The following is a 23,275-nucleotide window of genomic DNA, read 5'->3' as shown; positions in this document are numbered from 1 at the left end:
GATTCTACGCGATCAAGGGCCGATGATAAGAAAAAAATAAGAGCAACAAGCAGTAAAAAATAAGGGGCCACCTAATGTCTAAAATCGCGTTGGTGGACGACGACAGGAACATTCTGACGTCCGTTCAAATGACACTTGAGGCAGAAGGCTTTGAGGTCGAAACCTACAATGATGGTCAAAGCGCACTAGAAGCGTTTACCCGCAAAATGCCTGACATGGCAGTTCTTGACATCAAGATGCCGCGAATGGATGGCATGGATTTGTTGCAGCGTTTGCGTCAGAAGTCAGAAATTCCAGTGATTTTTCTGACGTCCAAAGATGATGAGATTGATGAAGTTCTTGGCCTGCGTATGGGGGCTGATGATTATGTGCGTAAGCCTTTTTCGCAACGCCTTCTTGTGGAACGCATCCGCGCCATTCTGCGGCGCAATGAAGCGATCGCTAAGGATGATGCTGGCGAGGGTGAAGTTGCCCAATCCATGGTGCGCGGTGATCTGACGATGGATCCGCTGCGCCACACCGTGATTTGGAAAGGCAACGATGTGTCCCTGACTGTGACCGAGTTCTTGCTTTTGCAAGCTCTGGCGCAACGTCCGGGCTTCGTGAAGTCCCGCGATCAATTGATGGACGTGGCCTATGACGATCAGGTCTATGTAGATGACCGGACGATCGACAGCCACATCAAACGCCTGCGCAAAAAAATGCGCACTGCAGACGACGAATTTTCCGCGATTGAGACGCTCTACGGGATCGGGTACAGATATAACGAAGAGTAACGATGTCTTTAGTGTCGAGGTTTTCTGTGGCGGACTCCAAGCCAGCTAAAAATGCAGAATTGGTCATGGGCGAGGATTGGACGCAGTCGGGAGACGGCGTCGAGCAAGAGCTTCGAACCAAACGTGAAAAGCGAAACCTGATTTCGCTTAACCGCTCACCTTTGGCGCGCAAGATTATTACCTTCAACCTGTTGGCATTGGTCCTTCTGGTTGCGGGTGTTTTGTTCCTCAATCCTTTCCGTGACAGCCTGGTTGCCCAACGTGAAGTCGCGCTGGTATCTGAGGCTCAGTTGATTGCGGATGTCTTTGAGGCACAACTTGCCGTTTCGGGTGAAGATGCTGTTCTGACAAACCCGTCAGCGACGCTCAGTGCGTTGGATATTGCGCCGGGTGTGGAGGTGTTCGTGTTCGCTCCCAGTGAGGTCTTGTTGGCCAGCACTGTGGGGGCGGAACGCCCCGAGCTTGCCGGAACTGAAGATTTGCAGAACGACCGAAACGGGACAATCATCACGGGCTTTCTCAACAGCGTTTGGGAGACTATTTCGGGGGCCTTTGGATCCAACCGAAAGCCAATACCGAATGTGACAGGCGAAGACAAAGCGCGCGCGCTGCTTGCACAGGCGTCTATTGGCGAAACGCAAAGCCGCACCGGCCAAGACGGCGCCGGCGGCAGCATCTTTTCCGTCGCAACTCCGATCGAACGCAACGGTCAAGTTATTGGTGTTGTTGGCCTATCTACGGTTGCAGGACAAATCGATCAGTTGGTTCGGAGCGAGCGCGAGCAGGTGTTGCAGATGTTTGTAATCGCAATTCTTGTCTCGATTGGCCTTAGCCTTGTACTAGCCTCGACCATTGCGAACCCGTTATCGGACCTCGCGGCGGCAGCCGAGCTGGGGCAGGATAAAAACGCACGCAAAGTCAGTCCAAGCCGTGTCCGTATTCCCGATCTTACAGCCCGCCCCGATGAAATCGGACGCCTGTCTGGCGCGATGCGTGGCATGGTGTCAGCGCTGTATGAGCGTATCGACGCGAACGAACAATTCGCAGCTGACGTGGCCCACGAAATTAAGAACCCTCTTGCATCTCTGCGATCAGCTGTCGGCACGCTCCATGTCGCCAAAACGGACGATCAGCGTACCCGCCTTTTGGATGTGATTGAACATGATGTGCGCCGATTGGACCGACTCGTCAGCGATATATCCAACGCCTCGCGCCTTGACAGTGAACTGGTGAAAGAAGACGAAGAGCCGTTCGATTTGATGCGGATGCTGAACAATCTGACCGAATATCTGGGCCAACAAGCCGCAGAAAACGGTGTGGAGTTCATCAAAGACGTCCCCAACGAGCCGATCGTCATTCACGGCTTGGAAGCACGCTTGGCTCAGGTTTTTGTGAACCTGATCACCAATGCGACGTCGTTCTGTGAAGAGGGCGATGCAGTGCGGATTTGGGCCCGCCGACGGGATAATCGCGTTCTGGTGGTGGTTGAAGACACAGGCCCCGGCATACCCGAACAAGCGCTAAACAAAGTGTTCAACCGGTTCTATTCCGAGCGTCCCGAGCGCCAGTTTGGCAACCATTCGGGCCTTGGTCTGGCGATATCCAAACAGATTATCGAGGCCCACGGTGGCGTTATCTGGGCCGAGAATATCCGCCCTACCGACGCTGATATCACTTCCGAACCTTTGGGTGCTCGCTTTGTTGTTGGCCTTCCTACCTGATCGTTTTGTGTGATTTGACTGGGCGACGCAGCTCTTCCGCCCTATGTCTTCCTCTATGCCTTTTGAATGCCCTTCCATACCCTGCCAGATTCACGCAACTTGTGTAGTCGTTGATGCGCGGGGACTGCTAATTGTTGGGCGCTCCGGCGCAGGTAAATCGTCATTGGCCCTTCAACTAATGGCGTTCGGGGCGCAGTTGGTCGCCGATGATAGGTGTGACCTCTCGGAAAGCTTGCAGGGCGTACTTGCAAGTAAACCGGACGGCCTGCCCGAAGCCATTGAGGCCCGAGGTGTCGGAGTGCTGACCTCTCCCTGCGTGGGGCCGACTATACTTGCAGCAGTGGTTGATCTTGAAACCATGACGCAAGACCGTATGCCAGATCAGCGCCACGCTAACTTCGGCGCTCATCAGGTGCCTCTGTTTGATAACTTTGATGCGCCGCACCTGCCGGCGGCCCTTTTCCACTTTCTAAAGTACGGGTTTCACGGTTCTATGGACGTATGAGTATAGACAGCGCGCAATCCAACCCGCATCGGATCGTTATCGTCACCGGCCCGTCTGGTGCAGGACGCAGCACAGCCATCAACGCGTTAGAGGACTTGGGCTTCGAGGCCATCGACAACCTGCCACTCTCGCTAATCCCAAGGTTATTGGACGGCCGGCCCTTGTCTCGGTCCGTTGCTTTGGGGGTCGATGTGCGCAATCGTGATTTCACCACTAAGGCGTTGATGCAGCTTGTGGATGCACTTCCCGCGCAGACCAACGCGGATGTCAGCCTGCTCTATCTGAATGCGCGCGAAGATGTGCTGATCCGCAGATATTCCGAGACGCGACGGCCGCACCCGATGGCGCCGAACGAGAGTCTGCAAGAAGGCATTCGTCGGGAACGAGAACTGCTTGGCGCCATTCAGTCACGCAGCGATATTGTCATCGAGACCTCGGATATGTCTCCGCATGATTTGCGCGATGAACTAACGACGTTGTTTGCGGCGCAAGGCGAGGCCGGACTGTCGGTTTTACTCAATTCGTTTTCGTACAAACGCGGTGTTCCGCATGGCGTCGATATGGCGTTTGACTGTCGTTTCTTGCGCAATCCCCATTGGGACCCGGCTCTTCGAGATCTGACCGGTCAAGACCCTCGTGTGGTGAGCTATGTGATGGCCGACGACCGATTTTCGGCGTTCTTTGAGAAGATCAATGATTTGACCGACCTGCTACTTCCGGCTTTCCACGATGAGGGGAAATCCTACCTTACTATCGGGCTGGGCTGTACAGGTGGGAAGCATCGGTCAGTTGCCGTTGCGGAAATGATGGGCAAGGCCCTTGCAAACAAGGGGTGGCAGGTGTCTATAAGGCATCGGGAATTGGAGCGTCGGGCTAAACCTGGTGCTAGGGATACGTAAACGGGATGTTTGTCGGGTGATCGGAATAGTCATCGTCGCACATGGCGGACTGGCAAGGGAGTACCTGTCAGCGGTTGAGCATGTGGTGGGCAAGCAAACCGGAATCCGCGCGATCACTATCGAAGAAAACCACGACCGGAACGATAAGCAAACCGAAATTTGCGCGGCAGCGGACAGCGTGGACACTGGTGACGGTGTCGTGGTCGTCACCGATATGTTCGGCGGATCGCCCTCCAATCTTTCGCTGTTGGCGTGTAGCCCTGACAATAGACGTATCCTGTATGGAGCCAACTTGCCCATGCTCGTCAAGTTGGCCAAGTCACGCGGTCAAAGCGTCAGTGACGCAGTGGAGATCGCGAAGGAAGCAGGACGCAAGTACATTAACAGTTTTGATGGGCCAGTATAATATGGCGGAACGCACGCTTAGTATCATTAACGAGAAGGGCTTGCATGCCCGGGCCAGCGCTAAATTTGTGGAAGTGGCCGAGCAGTTTGTAGCGCGCGTTACCGTGTGCAAAGATGGTATGGACGCCTCTGGCGATAGTATCATGGGCTTGCTTATGCTCGCAGCATCGCACGGGACGTCAATTAATGTGCGGACAGATGGCGCAGACGCCGATGCCGCGATGGACGCTTTGGCTGCTTTAGTGGCGGATAAGTTCGGCGAAGATAAGTGAACGCGGAGCGAGATATGAACGACGCACCGCCGGACACCCCGCCAATCGAGGATCTTCCCTACGATCATCCTGAATATGTGGCCTACGACAAACGCAACCTGTCCTATGCCAATACCTTTACCAATCCGTGGAAGTCTTGGACTATTCGCATCATGGAGCTGTTTACCGGCAAGCTCCATTTGCTTTTCCTGATCCGCAAATTCGAGCGTGGCGGCGTGAAGTTCGGGCAAGGCTTCTGGCGGGATGCCTTAGATGTTATGGGGATAGAGCTTCAGACCCCGCAAGAGCAGATCAACAATATCCCCAAAGACGGCCCCGTTATCTTTGTGGCAAATCATCCGCACGGGCTGGTGGATGGCATGGTACTGGCCGAGTTGATCGGGAGGGTGCGCACGGACTACAAGATCCTGACGCGCTCCTTGCTGACGGGTGTAAATGCCATTGACATGTTCATGATCCCAGTGCCGTTCCCGCATGAAGAAGACGCCCTCCAGAAAAATCTGGAGATGCGACGTAAGGCGATGGAGCACCTCAATGATGGCGGGGCAATCGTGTTGTTTCCGTCTGGCGTTGTGGCCACGTCCGAGACGGCCTTTGGCCCTGCGGTTGAAGCCGAGTGGAACCCGTTCACTGCCAAGATGATCCACCGCTCTGGTGCTCAGGTGGTGCCGATCTATTTCCAAGGCCAGAATTCCCGCGCCTACCAGATCGCCAACAGGCTTTCTGCGACTCTGCGTCAAGGTCTGCTGATCTACGAAGTTCGCCACGCGCTGTACAAGCCCCAAGCGCCCGTTGTTGGAAAACCTGTCGATCCCGAAGAGATCAAGAAATGGGCCAGCAACCCACGCGGCTTCGTCGCATGGTTGCGTGAGAAAACATTGGCGCTAAAGCCTCAGCCTAAGAAATAGGCGCTAGCGGGTCGGCACTGGCGGGTCTTGGCGGTAGTCATAGAACCCGCGATCCGATTTGCGGCCAAGCCAACCCGCTTCTACATATTTGGTCAGCAACGGGCAGGGACGATATTTGGTATCCGCCAACCCGTCATGCAGTACATTCATAATCGCAAGGCAGGTGTCGAGCCCGATGAAGTCTGCTAGTTCAAGCGGCCCCATCGGATGGTTTGCACCCAATTTCAACGACTCGTCGATAGATTTGACCGACCCCACGCCCTCGTACAGTGTGTACACGGCCTCGTTGATCATCGGCATTAGGATGCGGTTGACGATAAAGGCTGGAAAGTCCTCGGCGCTGGCGGCGGTTTTGCCAAGCTTCTCAACGACGGACAAGCAGGCGTTATAGGTTTCCTTGTCTGTTGCAATGCCGCGGATCAACTCGACCAATTGCATGATTGGCACCGGGTTCATGAAGTGGAACCCCATGAATTTCTCGGGCCGGTCGGTGCGTGACGCCAATCGCGTGATGGAAATTGACGATGTGTTAGACGTCAGGATCGTATGGGGCAACAGATGCGGAAGAAGGTCCTCGAAGATAGCCGTTTTGACAGTCTCACGCTCGGTTGCGGCCTCGATTATCAGATCGGATGGGCCAAGATCAGGCAGGTTCAACGTGGTCGAGATGTTGTTCATCGCTGCCTTGCTTTCCGCAGCAGTGATCTTTTCGCGGCTGACCTGACGGTCTAGGTTGCCTTGGATAATCTCAATCGCCTTGTCGAGGCTCTCTTGTGCAATGTCGTTGATCAGCACTTTGTAGCCAGCAAGCGCCAGCACGTGAGCAATACCATTGCCCATCTGGCCTGCGCCAACCACACCAATTTTCGAGATTTCCATAGCCGCGTACTCCATCGGGTCGCCGCCAAGATAGGCTGCTGAGAGGGGGGCGTGCAAGAGTGCCGAGAAACCTAAAATTCGCCAAAAATTAACACTTTAGCACTTTGGCAATCTGCTGCTGCAAAACTGGGCTTGGGTGAGTCGAGATAGAGGTGGGGCAATGGCCTATGAAAGAGTGGACGCGAGTCCTTTAAACTACAATCAATGCCGGTATGGTCAGTCAAAGTTATTGTTCCGAGGCCCGAGGCGGAGTCTCAAGAAAGACTACATCTCGTTCATTGGCGGCAGCGAAACTTACGGCAAGTTTGTTGAGAGGCCGTTCGTTGATTTGGTGGAGGATGCAAAAGGCATTCCCTGCGCAAACTTCAGTGCGATGAACGCAGGTGTGGACGCGTTTGTTCTTGATCCTTCATTGTTGAACCTTTGCACCAGATCAAAGGTTACCATCATTCAAGTAATGGGCGCGCAGAACATGTCAAACCGGTACTATTCGGTTCACGCACGTCGTAATGACCGCTTTCTGAAGGCGTCGACCATACTCAAATCGATCTACCGGGAAGTTGATTTTAGTGAATTTTCTTTCACGCGGCACATGCTCACAACGCTCAAGGCGGTATCGCCGCAGCGCTTCGCGGCTATCGAGATGGAATTGCGGGCGGCCTGGTTTGCACGAATGGAACTAATGCTGCGTCAAATTAACGGGCGCTGCGTCCTGCTGTGGCTTCGCGAACCACAGTCGGACCTGTTCTCTTCTGCGGATTTGGGGCCGGAGCCCTTATTCCTCGATGCGCCGCTGGTTAGCCGTTTGGTGGGCATGGTGGACGAGATCGTAGAGGTCGACATCGCACATGAGCGGGGCATGCTTGACGGAATGATCTACAGCGCGATGGAAGCACCTGTCGCGCGGGAGATGATTGGTCCTGCGACGCATCGCAAGATCGCGGACCGGCTACTCAACGTGCTGTAGCCACAAAAAAGGGCCCGCCAGTAGCGAGCCCTTTTCATTCTCTACTGAAGGCTTAAAGCGCGTCGATCAGTTTCGGCACGGCGTCGAACAGGTCAGCAACCAAGCCGTAATCGGCGACTTGGAAGATAGGCGCTTCCTCGTCTTTGTTGATAGCCACGATGATCTTGGAGTCTTTCATACCTGCCAGATGCTGGATCGCGCCGGAGATACCGATAGCGATATATAGATCGGGCGCCACAACCTTACCGGTCTGGCCTACCTGCCAGTCGTTGGGGGCGTAGCCACTGTCGACGGCTGCACGGGACGCGCCAACGGCGGCACCGAGTTTGTCGGCCAGTTTTTCGATCATTGCGAAGTCGTCTTCCGAACCAACGCCACGTCCACCGGACACGACGATGCCTGCGGAGGTCAGTTCCGGACGGTCGGACTCGGCAACCTTGTCCTCGACCCAAGACGAGAGGCCGGGGTCAGAGGCCGCGCCGATGTTTTCGACCGAAGCGGAGCCGCCAGTGGCCGCTGCGTCGAAAACCGACCCGCGGACCGAAATGACCTTGGTCGTGTCGGCCGACTTGACCGTCTGCAACGCGTTGCCCGCATAAATCGGGCGCTCGAACGTGTCGGCGTCGATCACGGCGGTGATGTCGGAAATCACCATCACGTCAAGAAGCGCCGCGATGCGGGGCATCAGGTTCTTCGCATCGGTCGTCGCAGGGGCGACGATATGCGAATAGTCGCCGGCAAGGCTTACCACCAGATCGGCGGCAGGCTCTGCAAGGCGGTGACCATAGAGGTCATGCTCTGCGCACAGCACTTTGGACACTCCTTCGATCGTCGCCGCTTCTTTGGCAGCGGCGGCGCAGGTGGCGCCGACGCACAGCACGGTGATGTCGCCCAACGGCTTTGCCGCTGTCACGGTTTTCGCAGTGGCGTCCATGGCCAGTTGGCCGTCGGTGATCTCTGCAAGAAGTAGAACAGCCATCAGAGGACCCCCGCTTCGTCTTTGAGTTTCGTGACCAGTTCCTCGACCGATCCGACCTTGATGCCCGCCTTGCGGGTCTCGGGCTCTGCGGTCTTGACGATTTCAAGCCGGTTGCCCACGTCCACGCCGTAATCGGCAGGTGTCTTTTCATCCAAAGGCTTCTTTTTCGCCTTCATGATGTTGGGAAGGGAGGCATAACGCGGCTCATTCAGGCGCAGATCCACGGTGACGACCGTTGGCATGTTCACCTTGATGGTTTGCAAGCCGCCATCGACCTCGCGGGTCACCACGGCCTTGTCGCCATCAATGTCCAACTCGGACGCGAAGGTCGCCTGGCTCCAGCCCAGAAGCGCCGACAGCATCTGGCCGGTGGCGTTCATGTCGTTGTCGATCGCCTGTTTGCCGCATAGTACGATGCCGGGCTGCTCTTCGTCGACAACCGCTTTAAGTAGTTTGGCAACTGCCAGCGGCTCTATGTCGTTGTGTACGTCATCGGCGGCCACGATCAGGATCGCGCGGTCGGCGCCCATCGCCAGCGCCGTGCGCAGCGTTTCCTGACTTTGCTTCACGCCAATGGAAACCGCCACGACCTCTTCGGCCTTTCCGGCCTCTTTCAGGCGGATCGCCTGTTCGACGGCGATTTCGTCGAACGGGTTCATGGACATTTTGACGTTTGCAAGATCGACGCCGCTCCCGTCCGCTTTCACACGAACTTTCACGTTATAGTCGATCACGCGTTTGACGGGTACGAGGACCTTCATCAGCGGTATCTCCCTAGATCAGTGCCCGACATAGGCACGTTGTAATTCCACTTTCCGAGATACCGGAGCCAGCCCTCGGAAAACAGGCTAAAATCGACACGAGCGCCATCTGTGACGCCGCGTTGGTGAAAAAGGGCGTAAAAATTTCACAAACGCAAGATGTTTGCGCTAGCGATTTGCCCCTGGAACCCAAAGCACGTCGTCTTTGCCGTCATTATTGGCGATGCGCGACGCCACGAAGAACCAATCCGATAGACGGTTGAGGTATTTTACTGCGTCTGGATTGACTGATTCCATCGTGGCCAGTTCCACCGTCAATCGCTCCGCGCGGCGTGACACGGTGCGGCACAGGTGCAGTTGTGCGGCCAGTGCCGAGCCGCCGGGCAGGATAAACGACCGCAACGGTGTCAGCGCCGCATTCATCGTGTCGATCTCGGATTCCAGCCGCGAAACCTGTGCTGCCGCCATGCGCAACGGCTGGTATTCGGCATCTGCATCTTTTTCCATGTCGGGGCGGCAGAGATCCGCACCAAGGTCGAACAAGTCGTTCTGGATCATCGCTAATTGCGCGTCCATCTCGCTACCCGCGTGCTGGCGGGCGAGTCCAACCGTTGCGTTTGCTTCATCCACTGTGCCGTAGGCATTTACCCGTGACGAATGCTTCGCCACCCGTGTGCCATTGCCCAAAGCTGTCTCGCCCGCGTCACCGGTTTTGGTATAGATTTTATTCAGAACGACCATGAATTTACGCGCCTCCCATGCGCCGGAAAAAGACAAAGATCAGGATAAGGATCACCGCGACAAACTGCGCCGCGATGCGGTAGCGCATGATGCGGTTGGCGTGTTTGCGGTTGAAATCGCCGCCCTTGGCAAAGCCGCCAATGCCGATCAGCAGAATGATGAGTACCGCGATACACGCGACTGCGACTACAATGAAAAGTGGATCGTCGGCCATAAGTCAGCCCCCGTAGGTTGCATGTGTTTAAGTTGCATCTAGCGGAGCATAGGCAAAAAGCGAACCGGAATTACATGCGGTCAATTAGCCAATCGACCAGACGGGTCGGAAGAATGCGTTTGAGCACGGCCATCAGATATGTCGGCGTCGTAATTTTGTAGCGGGCCTTGGGATTGGCATCTGTAAGCGCGCGCCACACTTTGTCACTCACCGCGGAGGCAGGCAATTCGAACGTATCTGGGCCGCGATCTTCATAGAGTCGTGTTAGCACCTTCTCCTCATACTCGGCCTTGCGGGCAGAGGAACGCCAGTCGATCCATTTCTCGAAATGCGGGATCGAGTTCTGGCGCAGCTTGGACGTAATCGGCCCCGGCTGGATCAGGATCACATTGATACCGCTGCCGCGCATCTCGACGCGAAGAGTATCGGTTAGTCCCTCCATGGCGAATTTGGTGCTGTTATAAGCCCCGCGAAACTTCAGCGCGACGAACCCCAGAACCGACGAGCAGTTCAGGATTCGCCCGTGCCCCTGCGCCCGCATCACGGGGATCACCTGCCGCGTCAGTTCGTGGTAGCCGAACAGGTTGGTTTCGAAGATCGAGCGCAGTGCGTCCGTCGGCACGTCCTCCACCGCCGCCGGAAAGCCAAACGCGGCATTGTTGAATAGTGCGTCCAGTGTGCCGCCAGTGCGCGTCAGCGTTTCCTCGATGGCAGCGGACATAGAGGCCGTATCACTTTGGTCTAGAACAAAACTTTCTAGACCTTCGCGCGAAAGCCGATCGCAGTCCTCCTGCTTTCGGCAGGTGGCAAAGACTCTCCAGCCACGATTGTGCAGCGTGTGGGCCGCGTCATAGCCGATGCCTGAGGAACAGCCGGTGATCAGAATGGATTTGCGTGTCATGTGGATATGGCTATCGCAAGCGTCGTTCGGACACTAGCCCGCGTCGGAAAGAAACTTTGCGGACATGTAGGCCTCGATACCTGCTTCCAGAATATAGACCTTTGCCCAGCCGCTTGGCAGCATCTCGATGATCTCGGCGCTGTCACCTCGCACGGTACGGCCAAGGATTTCCGCGGTAGTTGACGGGCGGGTACGTAGGTTCACCCTTTTTCCGGTGACGCGACGGATAACGGTTTTGACCTCTGGCGTGACGGAGGTGATTTCTTGGGTAGTGACCAGCTCCACCGCTGCAGGGGCCGTCGCATCTGGGGGAGTAGAAACCAAAGCGGCGGATTCGATTTCAATGATTGCAGGCGTTACGGCGGCGCTGACAGGCATTTCGGGAGGGTCGATATCAGCGGAAACTTGTATGACGGGCGTGTCCAGCTTGGTGGAAGTCGCTCGAGTAACCTCTTGCTCTGAAATAATTTTGCGTAACGCAAGTTCCTCACCCGTCGGTTCCCCTACGGTGATCAAGATCAAGTACATTGTGGCGCACAAACCGACGACCCATTTAAACATCCTACATCCCCAGAAGCGTTTAATAGCCCTTGTGCCATCCTATCACGGAACGACCACGGGGAAACCGACAGAATTACTCCCCTGACGTTATATCTCGCCGCTTTACGCTCCCGTTCTGTGGCGCTACACAGCATCTATGTCAGACAATGCCGATACCCCCCAGATGGAGCCACCTGAGCTGCTCGAACCGCTGCGCCGCGCAATCGGCGAGCGCTATCTGACCTATGCGTTGTCGACGATCATGCACCGTGCGCTGCCCGACGCCCGTGACGGGCTGAAGCCGGTCCACCGCCGAATCCTCTATGCGATGCGCGAACTCAAGCTGGCCTCCAACGGTGGTTTCCGTAAGTCGGCCAAGATTTCCGGCGACGTGATGGGCAACTACCACCCTCACGGCGACGCCGCGATCTACGATGCGATGGCGCGGCTGGCGCAGGATTTCAACGTCCGCTATCCGCTGGTGGACGGGCAGGGAAACTTTGGCAATATCGACGGCGACAACCCCGCCGCCGCCCGCTACACCGAAGCCCGAATGACCGCCGCGGCCGAGGCGCTGCTTGAAGGTCTGAACGAAAACGCGGTCGATTTTCGCCCCAACTATGACGGCACGCTCGAAGAGCCCGCCGTGCTGCCCGCGACCTTCCCGAACCTGCTCGCCAACGGCTCGACCGGAATCGCGGTGGGGATGGCTACTAACATCCCGCCCCACAATATCGACGAGCTGATCAACGCCTGCATCCACCTGATCAAGGCCCCGAACGCCCGCGATGAAACGCTGCTCGACCACGTCCCCGGTCCCGACTTCCCGACCGGCGGCACCATCGTCGAGCCGCGCGAAAACATCCTTGAGGCCTACCGCACCGGGCGCGGCTCGTTCCGGCTGCGCTCCAAATGGGAGGTCGAGGATCTGGGCCGTGGCGTCTGGCAGGTCGTCGTCACCGAGATCCCGTATCAGGTCCAGAAGTCCAAGCTGATCGAGAAGATCGCGGAAGTGATCCAGACCAAGAAAGTCCCCATCCTCGCCGATATCCGCGACGAAAGTGCCGAAGACCTCCGCATCGTGTTGGAGCCGCGCTCGAAAAATGTCGACCCCGAGGTGCTGATGGGCATGATGTTCCGCAACTCCGATCTGGAGGTACGGTTCTCGCTGAACATGAACGTGTTGATCGACGGGCGCACGCCCAAGGTCTGCTCGCTCAAGGAGGTGCTCCGCGCCTTCATCGACCACCGCCGCGAAGTGTTGCAGCGCCGCTCGCAACACCGTCTGGAAAAGATCGACCACCGTTTGGAAGTGTTGGAAGGTTTCATTCTCGCCTTCCTCAACCTCGACCGTGTGATCGACATCATCCGCTACGACGACGACCCCAAATCCGGCCTGATGTTCGAGGACTGGGGCAAGACCCACCCCCGCGCGATGGACGAGAAGGATTATGTCGGCCCGTCACCGCGCGAGGGCGAGCCGTCGCTGACCGAGGTGCAGGCCGACGCCATCCTCAACATGCGCCTGCGCAGTTTGCGCCGCCTCGAAGAGATGGAGTTGAAGCGCGAACGGGACGAGTTGATGGAAGAGCGCGCCGGTCTTGAAGACCTGCTCGACAGCGAAGATTTGCAGTGGAAGAAGATCACTGAACAGCTGCGCGACGTGCGCAAGCAGTTCGGCAAGGACAGCGTAGGCGGCGCCCGCCGCACCCAGTTCGCCGAGGCCACCGAGATTGCTGAAGTCCCGATGGAGGCCATGATCGACCGCGAGCCGGTCACTATCGTGTGCTCCAAAATGGGCTGGGTCCGCGCCATGACCGGCCATATCGACCTTGCCCGCGAGCTCAAGTTCAAAGACGGAGACGAGGGCCGCTTCGTCTTCCACGCCGAGACCACCGACAAGCTGCTGGTGTTCGGCTCCAACGGACGCTTCTACACTGTGCTTGCCGCCAATCTGCCCGGCGGTCGCGGCATGGGAGAGCCGTTGCGCTTGATGGTCGATCTGCCCAACGAAGCCGACATTGTCGACATGTTTATCCACACGCCCGGCCGCAAACTTCTGGTCGCGTCGTCAGAGGGCAACGGCTTCGTCGTCCCCGAAGACGAGGTTGTCGCCCAAACCCGCAGCGGCAAACAGGTCTTGAACGTCAAAGACGCCCGCGCCGTCGTCTGCCGCCCGGTGACCGGCGACCACGTCGCCATCGTTAGCGAGAACGGCAAGTTTCTGGTCTTCCCCGCGTCGGAGCTTCCCGAAATGGGGCGCGGCAAAGGCGTGCGGCTCCAGAAATACAATATGGCGCGCGGCAAGCAGGGTTCGCTGGAACTTGACGGCGGCCTGTCCGACCTGACGACTTTTGCGTGGGACGAAGGGCTGACATGGGGCATGGGAGGCGGCAAAACCCGCCACGAGCCCGACCTGACCGAATGGCTCGGCAAACGCGCAGGTGTCGGGAAGCGCCCGCCATATGGATTCCCGAAGAACTACAAGTTCGACTGATCCAATTGCCACACGCTTTTCGCCCAAACTGACTCTCGAGGAATCGCTAAGACGTTGATATATGGGTGGCCGCCTATTCAACGAGGGGTGCCGTTAGGGACGATGCTGGGTATGCTCTCCCGGAGTAGTGGTCGCTGCCAAACATTCGGTGCAAATTTTGGCCAGTTAGTCAGCCCGTTCGACGTTCAGCCAGACTCCACCTTCAGGCCTCAGTGTCAGGATCAAAACAGGGTAGGGGTCTTTGCCCTCTACCCGTGTAAATTTGAACCGCGACAGGAGCGTGGCCAATATGATCACCGCTTCCTGCACCGCAAAACTCATCCCGATACAGATACGCGGCCCGTCACCGAAAGGTAGATAAGCGAAGCGGTCAACCTTCTTATCCTCTGCAAAGCGGTCAGGATCAAAACTATCGGGATCATCCCACAGCAACCGCGACCGATGCAGCGCGTAGACTGGCAGCATCACTGTATCCCCCGGCGCGATGGGTCGACCGCATAACTCGTCCTGCACCTGCGCGGTGCGCGACAGGAACGCTGCCGGCGGGTAGAGGCGCAGAGTTTCATCAATGATTTTCCGTATGTAGGGCAATTTCGCGAGGTCCATCGCGGTCGCCGTGCGCCCTTGCAACACCGACTGCGCCTCATCTCGCGCACTATCTTGGACGTCCTGATCGAAAGCACACAAGTACAAGGCCCAAGCCAGTGTCAGGGCCGTTGTCTCATGCCCCGCCACGATGAATGTCAGCAAGTTGTCACGTAATTCTGAGGTGTTCATTGACCGTTTGGTTTCAGGATCTTCGCCCGCCATCAACAGATCCAGCAGGTCTGGCACTTCATCGTCGCCCTTGATCTTGCGGTTGCCAATGACCCCATCTGCCATGGATTTCATCGCTTTCATGCCACCTGAGGACATCATGCGACCGGGGCGGGGAATCCATGTGGGCAGGCCCAACACGTCAAATAGTGAAACCTTCGCGGTGCTGTCGATATAACCGTCGATGGCTTTATGGATTGCGGCCCGATCAAAGCCCTCGTCGCCAGAGAAGGTTACGTCGGATATGACCTCGAATGTTGAGGTTACCATTTCCGCATACATGTCTGCGGCCCGGCCTACATGGGCGTCGATGCGTGCGCAGGAACGGTCGGCGGCTGCACTCATGATGGGCGCCAGATTGGCGACATTACGGTGAGAAAAAACGGGAGCCGCCGCGCGCCGCTGCCAACGCCAATGCGCGCCCTCTGCGACAAAGAGGCTATCGCCAATTGCGGGACGCAGGATGTTTTTGGTGACGTCGGATTTGGGGTAGTCGTCGAGCCGATCCCGCAAGATGCGCCGGATGGCGTCCGGATCCATCACCATATGCCATGGCTTCCCCATTTTCCCTGTCACGATTGGCTGGTGCAACGCAATTTCTGGGATGATTTCGAGCAGGTTGCGTTGCGCTGCGCGTAGGGATTGTAGGATTCCCCACTTTTCAGTGACGAGCTTCACGCGAGGCGGGTATTCTGTGACGTTGTCCTTCATACCCTTCAATATATGCGGCCTTTGCGCCACGGCAACGTGGCGTATGATTGCACCCTGTGATCCGCTCGGTTATCCAGATTAGACGAAACCTTGGGGGGATCCGATCTATGCGCGCCATTCTTGCTGCTTTATCCGTTGCAACTGTCCTTTCTGCGTGTGCGGTTGCCAACCCCGATACCGAGGAGCAGGTGCCTCTCGGCGACTTCAAGCTCGACCTCAATGTTGCGGTCACGGATAACGCAAGAAAAATGGGTGTTACGCGCGCAGCTACTGCTGAGGAGTGGGAACAGGTTTTGGAGGCTGCCATCGACAAGCGGTTCCGCCGCTACGAGGGCGAAAAGCTTTACCACCTCAGCTACAGCCTTGATGGATATATTCTTGCGACCAAGGGAGGTCGATTGGCGCTCGCACCCCGTTCGGCGATGAGTGTGACGGTTCATGTGTGGGACAGCGAGACCAAGACACGATTGGAGGAGCGTTCCAAGCAAATTCTCGTTTTGGAGCAACTGGATGGGGAGACATTCATCGGGTCTGGCTTCTTTAATTCCAAAGAGCAGCAGATGCAAAACCTTGCTGCTCAGTTTGCCAAAGCGGTAGAGCGGTGGTTGGTCTCCAATGGTGACCTGTTTGGGCAAGATGTGGATGCCGAGGCCAAAGAAGCGGCGGCAAAAGATGACCTACAAGCACTCGCCGAGAAAGCGAAGGCGGGGGCAACTGTTGACGCAGATGCGTCAACTCCACCGGTAGTCGCGCCTGTTGCCAACTGACGCTTGATTTTTCTGCCGATCCTGCATAGGTAGCGCGCGAAGTGAAACGGGTCTTGTGCGACCCCCTAATTCTGAGGCGCCTAAAGTCATGGCTAAGGAAAAGTTTGAACGCTCTAAACCACACGTCAACATCGGCACAATCGGCCACGTTGACCACGGCAAAACCACGCTGACAGCAGCCATCACGAAGTATTTTGGCGACTTTCAGGCGTATGACCAAATCGACGGTGCGCCCGAAGAAAAAGCACGCGGCATCACGATCTCCACGGCTCACGTCGAGTATGAGACCGAATCCCGCCACTACGCCCACGTTGACTGCCCCGGCCACGCCGACTACGTCAAAAACATGATCACCGGTGCTGCCCAAATGGACGGCGCGATCCTGGTTGTGAACGCGGCTGACGGCCCAATGCCACAAACCCGCGAGCACATCCTGCTGGGCCGCCAAGTTGGCATCCCGTACATGGTCGTCTACATGAACAAAGTTGACCAGGTTGACGATGACGAGCTGCTTGAGCTGGTTGAAATGGAAATCCGTGAGCTGCTGTCCTCCTACGAGTACCCTGGCGACGACATTCCTGTGATCCCTGGCTCGGCTCTGGCCGCTATGGAAGGCAAAACACCAGAGATTGGTGAAGAGTCGATCCGCAAGCTGATGGCCGCTGTCGACGAGTACATCCCGACCCCTGCACGTGCTGTTGACCAGCCGTTCTTGCTGCCAATCGAGGACGTGTTCTCGATCTCTGGTCGCGGCACGGTTGTGACCGGCCGTATCGAGCGCGGTGTGGTTAACGTAGGCGACGAGCTGTCCATCGTGGGCATCCGTGACACCGGCAAAACAACTTGTACCGGCGTTGAGATGTTCCGCAAACTGCTGGATCGCGGTGAAGCTGGCGACAACGTGGGCGTCCTTCTGCGCGGCATCGACCGTGACGGCGTTGAGCGTGGTCAGGTTCTGTGTAAGCCAGGTTCGGTTAACCCACACACCAAGTTCGAAGCCGAGGCCTATATCCTCACCAAAGAAGAGGGTGGCCGTCACACGCCGTTCTTCGCGAACTACCGTCCACAGTTCTACTTCCGGACAACCGACGTCACCGGCACCGTGAACCTGCCAGCAGGCACGGAAATGGTTATGCCGGGCGACAACCTGAAGTTCGACGTCGAGCTGATCGCGCCGATCGCCATGGAGCAAGGCCTGCGTTTTGCTATCCGTGAGGGTGGCCGTACTGTTGGTGCTGGCGTGGTATCCAAAATCACTGAGTAATGGGGTGCGGGCCTAGGCCCGCGCACCACGTGGGTGGCAGTTGCTCGCAAGAGCAATGAGAACCCACTCGGTTGCTACTGAATAATAGAAGGCCGCTTCCAAATGGAGGCGGCCTTTTTCGTTTCCAAAATTTGTGATAGCGTGCGTCAACTACCGCTGGAGGGTGACATGACCAAAGCTGTGATCTGATCAAATCATATTCCCAGATCCCTTAGAGGCTTCTTTCATGTTTATCGACTTCCCCTCTTCGTCCACGCGCTTCCCGATTACTTTGCCCGATGGCACTGTGCATACTGGCACCGTGTTCTTGAAGCCCATGCTTGATCATCCTCGCATAAGTGTTGGGGAGTACAGTTACGCAAGTGCACATGAGCCTCCTGACGACTGGGCTGCCCGCTTGGCACCCTATCTTTATGACTTTTCACCTGAGCGGCTGGAGATCGGAAAATTCTGTCAGTTCGCCGATGGAGTGCAGTTTATCACCGCATCTGCCAACCACCGCTACGATGGCTTTTCCAGCTTTCCGTTTATGGTGTTCGGAGGTGCGCGCGACGGCAGGCCGTCAATGCCCGAAACCGGTCCCGACACTATTGTAGGTCACGATGTTTGGATCGGGCAGGGCGCTCGCATATTGCCTGGGGCTAGAATAGGGTCCGGTGCGATCATTGGGGCAGGCAGCGTCGTCGCGGGTGAGGTTCCAGAATATGCGATCTATGCTGGCAATCCTGCTCGTTTAGTTCGGATGCGGTTTGACGCGGCGACGGTCGCAGCCTTGCTTGGGCTTGCATGGTGGGACTGGCCTATTGATGTGATTGCTCAAAGCGAAGCCGCTATTTGTGGCGCGGATCTCAGGGCTATGAAGCGCGCCGCGCCGCAGTCATAACATTGATTCAAGGCCCATTTCTGTCGTCTGACATATCGACATCAAGTTAGCTGTGATTTGTGCTACTTGGCGTCAGCGTGGCTGTTGAATGCCAGAGACCCAGATGCCAACGGAAACGATAAATTGTGACCTGTTTCATCGGCGGCAGTGTATCTGACTTTGGAAAAACGCCCAGCCTCTATTGAGGACTACTTTCCAGCGTCCATCATAGGGTGCCAGCCCCCGCCCTTATAATGGTCACTCGTTTCATTACACTGTGGGCTGGCGTTGACCGCTGTAGATGTCGCAGCAAGAGCGGAAATCGCACTGGCGACCATAAGGCTGCGCCGAGAGAGGACGAGTTCGCTATCTGTCGAAGCGTCGGGCATGGCGCGTTCTTTTCCGAAGAAGTTTACGCACAATTGCCGCATACAACCTAACCAAGGTTGTGTGAAGGACAAGCTGACAGCCCTCATGCCGGCGTGACGGGGTGGGCCATTTTGCACAGAGACTGTGCGCTCCGGGAGAAGCTAATAATAGTATTTAAAAACAGAACGATAAGGTATTTTTTGAGTCGCTCACGTCGGTGTGACAGCGCGTGGCCTGCTTCGCGTCTTTTAATGCCGTTTCAGAAGGCCACATAAGGCGAAGCCGAGCCAGCGTGGTTCGTCCTGAACTCGAAGGTTAGCGAGTGTTCATTGAAAGGAACACATACGATGAAAAATCTTATTCTGACATTGGGCGTGGCGTTGGGCTTACTAGCAGGTCCAGTTCTTGCTGATTCCTCGGGGGGTTCAAATCCGACTGATCTTGAAACGCTGTCCGACGCACAACTAGATGCTCTTGTATCAATCCTGTCTGGCTTGCCACGCCAATAGGCCGTGGCTTTTCTGCCTGCCTGCACCCGTCGCAGGCAGGCAGATGTGCAATTCTGGCCTTGCGGTGCAGATGATCCCTTGCAAAGCCACCCTCGCTTTATTAACACCTCTTCATTAAGTGCAGGGGATTAGCTCAGTTGGTAGAGCATCGGTCTCCAAAACCGAGGGTCGTGAGTTCGAGTCTCTCATCCCCTGCCACTAAAACTTTGAAGCATAGGGTCACGTCGGCCACCATGAAATGTGTATCCGACATAGAGTACGATCCGCGCCACGGGCTTGAGCTTGACCTCTACCTTCCAGACAACCTGACCGCCGGGGCCTGTATAATCTATGCACATGGTGGCGAATTTCGTCGTGGGACTCGCGCCGATGTCGAAACGGGGCACTTCGCGCAAAACCTGACGGATGCAGGCTTTGCCATGGCGTCTATCAGCTATCGACTTGGCGCCACACTAGATGCGTTTTCGGATGAGGACGCCGAGCAAATTCGAACCCACATGGCAAGATCAGAAAAGGTAGGTTTGAACCTGCCCTCCGATCTCTACGGAGCATCCTTCATCGCTGCGATGGAGGATATGTCCAACGCAATTGACTACCTCTGGGTCGAGGGTGATCGTCTCGGGATCACGTCCCGCAAGCTAGGGATATTGGGCCTTTCCGCTGGTGGAATAGCGGGCTTGGCTTTGGCCTACCCACCGATGCCCTGGATGCAGCGGGTGTCCAGCCCTGATGCGGTGGTGGCAATCAGTTCTGCGTTGGTGCATCCGTGGCGATTGGAAACGGATGGACCGCCCTGTTTGATGCTCAATGCCCCGAATGACCGGTCTATAGATATTGGTAACGCCCAGTTGGGTGCCGCGCGGGCGCAACAGGTAGGGGCGCCTGTGACTCTGATTGACACCAAAATTGAGGGGCACGAGTCGCAGATCGACGAAGTGTTGGACGGCACGCACCCCGATGGAACTACTTACATGCAGATGATAGTCGACCATTTTGCAAGGCTTCGCGAAGACGCTTAGATTTCCTCGCCTTTCTTCAGAAGCTTGTCGATTAAATCGCGGTGCAATCGAGTGCTGTCGCCACCCCCGAACTGCATTGCCCCGCCAGTAAATAACGTTCCATATGTCAGCGCTAGATTTACTGCCTGCCCCAACCCGGAGATGAGTTGATCCTTCTCAAGTGGCGACAGCGGGTGAATGAAAACGGCCCAAAGCTGGCCTTGGGCGATGGCATAACGCGCGTCCAGCGCAGTGTCGAAGTTGGCTTGCATCACACGTAGAACTTCTTCGGGCTCCATCCCTTCGGTGCTGCGGATCGGGATCATAGCGCGCATCCGGTCGGCGCGCGGATCAGTGATGATCACCACCGGTATGTCCGAGATGCTGAGACGGAATGCGGTGCCGGCTCTTTCGACCTCCGAGTCTAGCGCCGTGATGATCTGGGCGAGACGTGGTAGCGTCATAGGCGGCTCCGCTACGGGCACCTCTTGGGCGGCCAAAGGCGCACAGAGTGCTATTATCAGTGGGATCACGCGGGCGAGTGTTTTCATGGGTTGCGGCCTTCCTAGACGTCATCTCATGTTAGGGCAGGGCCTTGCCTTTCGCCAATGCACCCTTTTGTGAAAGCAGGTTTCCTAACCACTGCCTCTTGCAAAGTAGGCCAAGGGGACGTAACTGACCCACTGAACACAACCAAGGGTCTGACTATGGCACGCACGAATCCAGCACAGTTTATCCAGCAGGTCCGCGGCGAGGTCTCGAAGATTGTTTGGCCGACCCGACGCGAAGTCATGCTGACTACTGTCATGGTGTTTATTATGGCCACAATCACTGCGATCTTCTTTTCGTTTGTTGATATCGGTATCCGCACTGGTCTGAACAGCATCTTCGGATTGTTCTAAACCAGCCTCACTGCCCCTAAGCCATTTGTGAAAAAGCGCTGGCAGCGCTTTGCTTTTTCGCGTCAGATCGCCCCAACGTTTTTACCAGAGGCGACAATGTCATGACCAACAAAAGCAACCGCACGCCCTCTCTTGTGACCCGCGTGACGCAGGCCCTGCATTTCGTCGAGTCCGAGACTGGTGCTGTTATCCCTTCGATTCAGCCCGCCGCGACCTATGCGCGGGATGAAAACTACGAAGTCCGTAAACCATATTGGTACCGCCGTGATGGCAGTCAAACCACCGCACAGGCAGAGGCGGTGATTGCAGAACTGGAAGGCGCCACGGACTCATTACTGTTTGCGTCGGGCATGTCGGCTTGCACGGCTGTGATCGAACACCTTCCAACAGGCGCACATGTGGTTGCACCGAAGGTGATGTATCACGGTGTTCTGGCACAGCTTCAGACCTACGAGGCTAATGGGCGTATTGAGCTGTCTTCGTACTCTGCTGGCAATCTAGGAGAGCTGGCCGCCGCCGTGCGCCCGGGAAAAACCCATTTGGTTTGGGTGGAAACGCCCAACAATCCGGATTGGGAGGTCACAGATATTGCCGCTGCCGCCGAGATTGCGCATGGGGCAGGGGCCAAGCTGCTGACAGATTGTACTGGCACGCCACCAAACCTGACACGGGCGTTGGACCTGGGGGCCGATATATCGTTCCACTCGGCCACCAAGTATTTAAATGGCCATTCCGATGTGACCGCCGGAGTGTTGTCGGTGCGCGAGACGACGCAGTATTGGGAAGACATCTGCATGGTGCGCAAACTGCAAGGCACGGTGCTGCATTCCTTTGATGCGTGGCTATTGATCCGCGGCATGCGCACGCTGTTTTTGCGGGTGGAGCGGTCTTGTAAAAATGCCATGGCAGTGGCCAAGCATTTCGAAAGCCATCCACATATCGAGAAAGTATTGTATCCCGGCCTGCCATCCGATCCGGGCCATGAAGTTGCTAAGCGGCAGACCAACGGCCAGTTCGGCGGTATGATGTCGTTTATCATCAAGGGTTCAGAGCAGACGGCGATTGATGTCACTCGCTTTTGCGAGGTGTTTTATCCCGCGACGTCGCTAGGTGGAGTCGAGAGTTTGATCGAGCACAGGAAAACGGTCTCCGGGGATGGCTTCCCGGTGCACCCGCGTCTGTTGCGCCTGTCGATCGGTATCGAAGATGCGGATGATCTGATTTATGACCTTGAGCAGGCCCTGACGCGGGCCAATAGCTAAGACGTGCGCGAATGGTTCGGGGCGGTTAAATCGCTGCACAACCCCTTGAATCTTGGGCGCTTGCGGCGTAGTTCAGCGCTCAACACGAACACTTGGCGCGTATCGATTCGAGATGCGCGCTGTTTTCGTTTCGGCAAACCTCACCGATAGTTTAGGTGTAACTAGCTGAAAGTATTGGAAATTACCGGCGATGCCGGAACAGATAGAGGCGCAGGCAAGATGGCAAAACGATGGTATTCGGTATCAGTGCTGTCCAACTTCGAGAAGCGGATCGCGGAGCAAATTCGCGCGGCTGTTGAAGAAAATGGCCTGCAGGACGAAATCGACGAAGTCCTGGTTCCGACCGAAGAAGTGATCGAGATTCGCCGCAACAAGAAAGTGACCGCAGAGCGCCGCTTCATGCCTGGCTATGTGCTGGTGCGCATGGAGATGTCGGATCGCGGCTATCACCTGATTAACTCGATCAACCGCGTCACGGGCTTTCTGGGTCCGCAAGGCAAACCGATGCCGATGCGCGACGCTGAAGTTCAGGCCATCCTGGGCCGCGTTGAAGAGGGTGCAGAAGCACCACGCTCGACCATCGTGTTCGACATTGGCGAGAACGTGAGCGTGACCGACGGCCCGTTCGAGGGCTTCTCGGGTATGGTTGAAGAAGTAGACGACGAGAACCAGCGCCTGAAGGTGACGGTCTCGATCTTTGGCCGCGCGACGCCGGTCGAATTGGAATTCACACAGGTCACCAAGACGTCCTGATGTGCATCACGTGGGAGGCGAGCGGCACGCGTGCTGCGACCCGGACCACGGCAACCACCAGCCCGACGGTCGCGACCCGAGGGTGTTGATAAAGGAG

At 56.5% G+C, this 23,275-nt stretch carries 26 protein-coding genes and 1 tRNA gene; 18 read left to right on the top strand and 9 right to left on the bottom strand.

The window, feature by feature from the left end:
• The first annotated feature begins 74 nt into the window (after positions 1-74).
• From BCF46_RS16570 to BCF46_RS16540, 7 genes are read left to right on the top strand one after another with little or no spacing between them, the layout of a single operon-like run.
• Positions 75-776, top strand: coding sequence for a response regulator transcription factor (locus tag BCF46_RS16570; protein ID WP_121026933.1), 702 nt, complete (start codon positions 75-77; stop codon positions 774-776).
• A 2-nt stretch (positions 777-778) separates the two neighbouring features.
• Positions 779-2,497, top strand: a complete 1,719-nt coding sequence (locus tag BCF46_RS16565) for a sensor histidine kinase (protein ID WP_121026930.1) — start codon at positions 779-781, stop codon at positions 2,495-2,497.
• 43 nt (positions 2,498-2,540) lie between these two features.
• The gene (locus tag BCF46_RS16560) at positions 2,541-3,002 is read left to right on the top strand and encodes an HPr kinase/phosphorylase (protein ID WP_342768441.1); all 462 of its coding nucleotides are present in this window, start codon (positions 2,541-2,543) and stop codon (positions 3,000-3,002) included.
• A complete protein-coding gene (gene rapZ, locus BCF46_RS16555) occupies positions 2,999-3,901 on the top strand; it encodes an RNase adapter RapZ (protein WP_121026924.1) in 903 nt (300 codons plus the stop codon). The genes BCF46_RS16560 and rapZ overlap by 4 nt, the downstream gene beginning before the upstream one ends.
• Positions 3,902-3,917: 16 nt before the next feature.
• Positions 3,918-4,307 (top strand): PTS sugar transporter subunit IIA, encoded by a 390-nt coding sequence (locus tag BCF46_RS16550; protein ID WP_121026921.1) that lies wholly within the window; start codon positions 3,918-3,920, stop codon positions 4,305-4,307.
• A gap of 1 nt (position 4,308) precedes the next feature.
• The gene (locus BCF46_RS16545) at positions 4,309-4,578 is read left to right on the top strand and encodes an HPr family phosphocarrier protein (protein ID WP_121027637.1); all 270 of its coding nucleotides are present in this window, start codon (positions 4,309-4,311) and stop codon (positions 4,576-4,578) included.
• Positions 4,579-4,592: 14 nt separating this feature from the next.
• Complete coding sequence (locus BCF46_RS16540) at positions 4,593-5,486, top strand: lysophospholipid acyltransferase family protein (protein WP_121026918.1); 894 nt, start codon at positions 4,593-4,595, stop codon at positions 5,484-5,486.
• Positions 5,487-5,489: 3 nt separating this feature from the next.
• Here BCF46_RS16540 and BCF46_RS16535 read toward each other — a convergent pair whose 3' ends face one another.
• Entirely contained in the window at positions 5,490-6,365 is an 876-nt protein-coding gene (locus BCF46_RS16535; RefSeq protein ID WP_121027634.1) for a 3-hydroxybutyryl-CoA dehydrogenase, read from the bottom strand.
• Between the two features lie 160 nt (positions 6,366-6,525).
• On the opposite strand from BCF46_RS16535, the gene BCF46_RS16530 reads away from it, so the two are divergent.
• The gene (locus tag BCF46_RS16530; protein WP_121026915.1) at positions 6,526-7,332 is read left to right on the top strand and encodes a DUF6473 family protein; all 807 of its coding nucleotides are present in this window, start codon (positions 6,526-6,528) and stop codon (positions 7,330-7,332) included.
• Positions 7,333-7,384: 52 nt separating this feature from the next.
• Here BCF46_RS16530 and BCF46_RS16525 read toward each other — a convergent pair whose 3' ends face one another.
• The 6 genes from BCF46_RS16525 to BCF46_RS16500 all read right to left on the bottom strand — a co-directional run bounded on the left by BCF46_RS16525 (position 7,385) and on the right by BCF46_RS16500 (position 11,489).
• Positions 7,385-8,311, bottom strand: coding sequence for an electron transfer flavoprotein subunit alpha/FixB family protein (locus BCF46_RS16525; protein ID WP_121026912.1), 927 nt, complete (start codon positions 8,309-8,311; stop codon positions 7,385-7,387).
• Complete coding sequence (locus BCF46_RS16520; protein WP_121026909.1) at positions 8,311-9,072, bottom strand: electron transfer flavoprotein subunit beta/FixA family protein; 762 nt, start codon at positions 9,070-9,072, stop codon at positions 8,311-8,313. Before BCF46_RS16520 ends, BCF46_RS16525 begins: the two co-directional genes overlap by 1 nt.
• A 168-nt stretch (positions 9,073-9,240) precedes the next feature.
• On the bottom strand, positions 9,241-9,813 hold the full coding sequence (locus BCF46_RS16515; RefSeq protein WP_121026906.1) for a cob(I)yrinic acid a,c-diamide adenosyltransferase: 573 nt from the start codon (positions 9,811-9,813) through the stop codon (positions 9,241-9,243).
• 4 nt (positions 9,814-9,817) lie between these two features.
• The gene (locus BCF46_RS16510) at positions 9,818-10,027 is read right to left on the bottom strand and encodes a twin transmembrane helix small protein (protein ID WP_121026903.1); all 210 of its coding nucleotides are present in this window, start codon (positions 10,025-10,027) and stop codon (positions 9,818-9,820) included.
• Between the two features lie 70 nt (positions 10,028-10,097).
• Positions 10,098-10,928, bottom strand: a complete 831-nt coding sequence (locus BCF46_RS16505; RefSeq protein WP_121026900.1) for an SDR family NAD(P)-dependent oxidoreductase — start codon at positions 10,926-10,928, stop codon at positions 10,098-10,100.
• A gap of 33 nt (positions 10,929-10,961) precedes the next feature.
• Entirely contained in the window at positions 10,962-11,489 is a 528-nt protein-coding gene (locus BCF46_RS16500; protein WP_121026897.1) for an SH3 domain-containing protein, read from the bottom strand.
• 136 nt (positions 11,490-11,625) lie between these two features.
• On the opposite strand from BCF46_RS16500, the gene BCF46_RS16495 reads away from it, so the two are divergent.
• Positions 11,626-13,965: a DNA topoisomerase IV subunit A gene (locus tag BCF46_RS16495; RefSeq protein ID WP_121026894.1), complete on the top strand. Its 2,340-nt coding sequence runs from the start codon at positions 11,626-11,628 to the stop codon at positions 13,963-13,965.
• Between the two features lie 165 nt (positions 13,966-14,130).
• Here the strand turns inward: BCF46_RS16495 and BCF46_RS16490 are convergent, their stop codons facing one another.
• Positions 14,131-15,492 (bottom strand): cytochrome P450, encoded by a 1,362-nt coding sequence (locus tag BCF46_RS16490; RefSeq protein WP_121026891.1) that lies wholly within the window; start codon positions 15,490-15,492, stop codon positions 14,131-14,133.
• Positions 15,493-15,599: 107 nt separating this feature from the next.
• On the opposite strand from BCF46_RS16490, the gene BCF46_RS16485 reads away from it, so the two are divergent.
• The 6 genes from BCF46_RS16485 to BCF46_RS16465 all read left to right on the top strand — a co-directional run bounded on the left by BCF46_RS16485 (position 15,600) and on the right by BCF46_RS16465 (position 20,282).
• Entirely contained in the window at positions 15,600-16,259 is a 660-nt protein-coding gene (locus BCF46_RS16485; protein ID WP_121026888.1) for a hypothetical protein, read from the top strand.
• 88 nt (positions 16,260-16,347) lie between these two features.
• The gene (tuf, locus tag BCF46_RS16480) at positions 16,348-17,523 is read left to right on the top strand and encodes an elongation factor Tu (protein ID WP_121026841.1); all 1,176 of its coding nucleotides are present in this window, start codon (positions 16,348-16,350) and stop codon (positions 17,521-17,523) included.
• 226 nt (positions 17,524-17,749) lie between these two features.
• Positions 17,750-18,406 carry a CatB-related O-acetyltransferase gene (locus BCF46_RS16475; protein ID WP_121026886.1) on the top strand — a complete coding sequence of 219 codons (657 nt, stop codon included), beginning with the start codon at positions 17,750-17,752 and terminating at the stop codon, positions 18,404-18,406.
• 695 nt (positions 18,407-19,101) lie between these two features.
• Positions 19,102-19,263 (top strand): hypothetical protein, encoded by a 162-nt coding sequence (locus BCF46_RS19815; RefSeq protein ID WP_170157964.1) that lies wholly within the window; start codon positions 19,102-19,104, stop codon positions 19,261-19,263.
• Between the two features lie 122 nt (positions 19,264-19,385).
• Positions 19,386-19,461 (top strand) — tRNA-Trp (locus BCF46_RS16470).
• Positions 19,462-19,496: 35 nt separating this feature from the next.
• Entirely contained in the window at positions 19,497-20,282 is a 786-nt protein-coding gene (locus tag BCF46_RS16465) for an alpha/beta hydrolase (RefSeq protein ID WP_121026883.1), read from the top strand.
• Here the strand turns inward: BCF46_RS16465 and BCF46_RS16460 are convergent.
• A complete protein-coding gene (locus BCF46_RS16460) occupies positions 20,279-20,812 on the bottom strand; it encodes a hypothetical protein (RefSeq protein WP_121026880.1) in 534 nt (177 codons plus the stop codon). The genes BCF46_RS16465 and BCF46_RS16460 overlap by 4 nt on opposite strands.
• A 156-nt stretch (positions 20,813-20,968) precedes the next feature.
• Here BCF46_RS16460 and secE point away from each other — a divergent pair, with 156 nt between their 5' ends.
• The 3 genes from secE (at position 20,969) to nusG (ending at position 23,178) form a co-directional block, all read left to right on the top strand.
• Entirely contained in the window at positions 20,969-21,163 is a 195-nt protein-coding gene (gene secE, locus BCF46_RS16455; RefSeq protein WP_121027631.1) for a preprotein translocase subunit SecE, read from the top strand.
• Between the two features lie 101 nt (positions 21,164-21,264).
• Entirely contained in the window at positions 21,265-22,425 is a 1,161-nt protein-coding gene (locus tag BCF46_RS16450) for a trans-sulfuration enzyme family protein (protein ID WP_121026877.1), read from the top strand.
• Between the two features lie 219 nt (positions 22,426-22,644).
• Positions 22,645-23,178 (top strand): transcription termination/antitermination protein NusG, encoded by a 534-nt coding sequence (gene nusG / locus BCF46_RS16445; RefSeq protein ID WP_121026874.1) that lies wholly within the window; start codon positions 22,645-22,647, stop codon positions 23,176-23,178.
• The last annotated feature ends 97 nt before the right edge of the window (positions 23,179-23,275 follow it).

The sequence above is a fragment of the Litoreibacter meonggei genome (genome assembly GCF_003663885.1).
GTDB lineage: Bacteria > Pseudomonadota > Alphaproteobacteria > Rhodobacterales > Rhodobacteraceae > Litoreibacter > Litoreibacter meonggei.
The sequence above is the reverse complement of the archived record's forward strand: the minus strand, read 5'-3'. Positions and strand labels throughout refer to the sequence as shown.

Excerpts from the sequence above, each read along its gene's own strand:
- BCF46_RS19815 (WP_170157964.1), top strand. The coding sequence starts at position 19,102 with ATGAAAAATCTTATTCTGACATTGGGCGTGGCGTTGGGCTTACTAGCA.
- BCF46_RS16540 (WP_121026918.1), top strand. The coding sequence starts at position 4,593 with ATGAACGACGCACCGCCGGACACCCCGCCAATCGAGGATCTTCCCTAC.
- BCF46_RS16490 (WP_121026891.1), bottom strand. The coding sequence starts at position 15,492 with ATGAAGGACAACGTCACAGAATACCCGCCTCGCGTGAAGCTCGTCACT.
- BCF46_RS16565 (WP_121026930.1), top strand. The coding sequence starts at position 779 with ATGTCTTTAGTGTCGAGGTTTTCTGTGGCGGACTCCAAGCCAGCTAAA.
- BCF46_RS16535 (WP_121027634.1), bottom strand. The coding sequence starts at position 6,365 with ATGGAAATCTCGAAAATTGGTGTGGTTGGCGCAGGCCAGATGGGCAAT.
- rapZ (WP_121026924.1), top strand. The coding sequence starts at position 2,999 with ATGAGTATAGACAGCGCGCAATCCAACCCGCATCGGATCGTTATCGTC.
- BCF46_RS16545 (WP_121027637.1), top strand. The coding sequence starts at position 4,309 with ATGGCGGAACGCACGCTTAGTATCATTAACGAGAAGGGCTTGCATGCC.
- BCF46_RS16475 (WP_121026886.1), top strand. The coding sequence starts at position 17,750 with ATGTTTATCGACTTCCCCTCTTCGTCCACGCGCTTCCCGATTACTTTG.
- secE (WP_121027631.1), top strand. The coding sequence starts at position 20,969 with ATGGCACGCACGAATCCAGCACAGTTTATCCAGCAGGTCCGCGGCGAG.
- BCF46_RS16495 (WP_121026894.1), top strand. The coding sequence starts at position 11,626 with ATGTCAGACAATGCCGATACCCCCCAGATGGAGCCACCTGAGCTGCTC.
- BCF46_RS16515 (WP_121026906.1), bottom strand. The coding sequence starts at position 9,813 with ATGGTCGTTCTGAATAAAATCTATACCAAAACCGGTGACGCGGGCGAG.
- BCF46_RS16465 (WP_121026883.1), top strand. The coding sequence starts at position 19,497 with ATGAAATGTGTATCCGACATAGAGTACGATCCGCGCCACGGGCTTGAG.
- BCF46_RS16505 (WP_121026900.1), bottom strand. The coding sequence starts at position 10,928 with ATGACACGCAAATCCATTCTGATCACCGGCTGTTCCTCAGGCATCGGC.
- BCF46_RS16485 (WP_121026888.1), top strand. The coding sequence starts at position 15,600 with ATGCGCGCCATTCTTGCTGCTTTATCCGTTGCAACTGTCCTTTCTGCG.
- BCF46_RS16530 (WP_121026915.1), top strand. The coding sequence starts at position 6,526 with ATGGCCTATGAAAGAGTGGACGCGAGTCCTTTAAACTACAATCAATGC.
- BCF46_RS16510 (WP_121026903.1), bottom strand. The coding sequence starts at position 10,027 with ATGGCCGACGATCCACTTTTCATTGTAGTCGCAGTCGCGTGTATCGCG.
- BCF46_RS16500 (WP_121026897.1), bottom strand. The coding sequence starts at position 11,489 with ATGTTTAAATGGGTCGTCGGTTTGTGCGCCACAATGTACTTGATCTTG.
- tuf (WP_121026841.1), top strand. The coding sequence starts at position 16,348 with ATGGCTAAGGAAAAGTTTGAACGCTCTAAACCACACGTCAACATCGGC.
- BCF46_RS16560 (WP_342768441.1), top strand. The coding sequence starts at position 2,541 with ATGTCTTCCTCTATGCCTTTTGAATGCCCTTCCATACCCTGCCAGATT.
- BCF46_RS16520 (WP_121026909.1), bottom strand. The coding sequence starts at position 9,072 with ATGAAGGTCCTCGTACCCGTCAAACGCGTGATCGACTATAACGTGAAA.
- BCF46_RS16460 (WP_121026880.1), bottom strand. The coding sequence starts at position 20,812 with ATGAAAACACTCGCCCGCGTGATCCCACTGATAATAGCACTCTGTGCG.
- BCF46_RS16450 (WP_121026877.1), top strand. The coding sequence starts at position 21,265 with ATGACCAACAAAAGCAACCGCACGCCCTCTCTTGTGACCCGCGTGACG.
- BCF46_RS16570 (WP_121026933.1), top strand. The coding sequence starts at position 75 with ATGTCTAAAATCGCGTTGGTGGACGACGACAGGAACATTCTGACGTCC.
- BCF46_RS16525 (WP_121026912.1), bottom strand. The coding sequence starts at position 8,311 with ATGGCTGTTCTACTTCTTGCAGAGATCACCGACGGCCAACTGGCCATG.
- nusG (WP_121026874.1), top strand. The coding sequence starts at position 22,645 with ATGGCAAAACGATGGTATTCGGTATCAGTGCTGTCCAACTTCGAGAAG.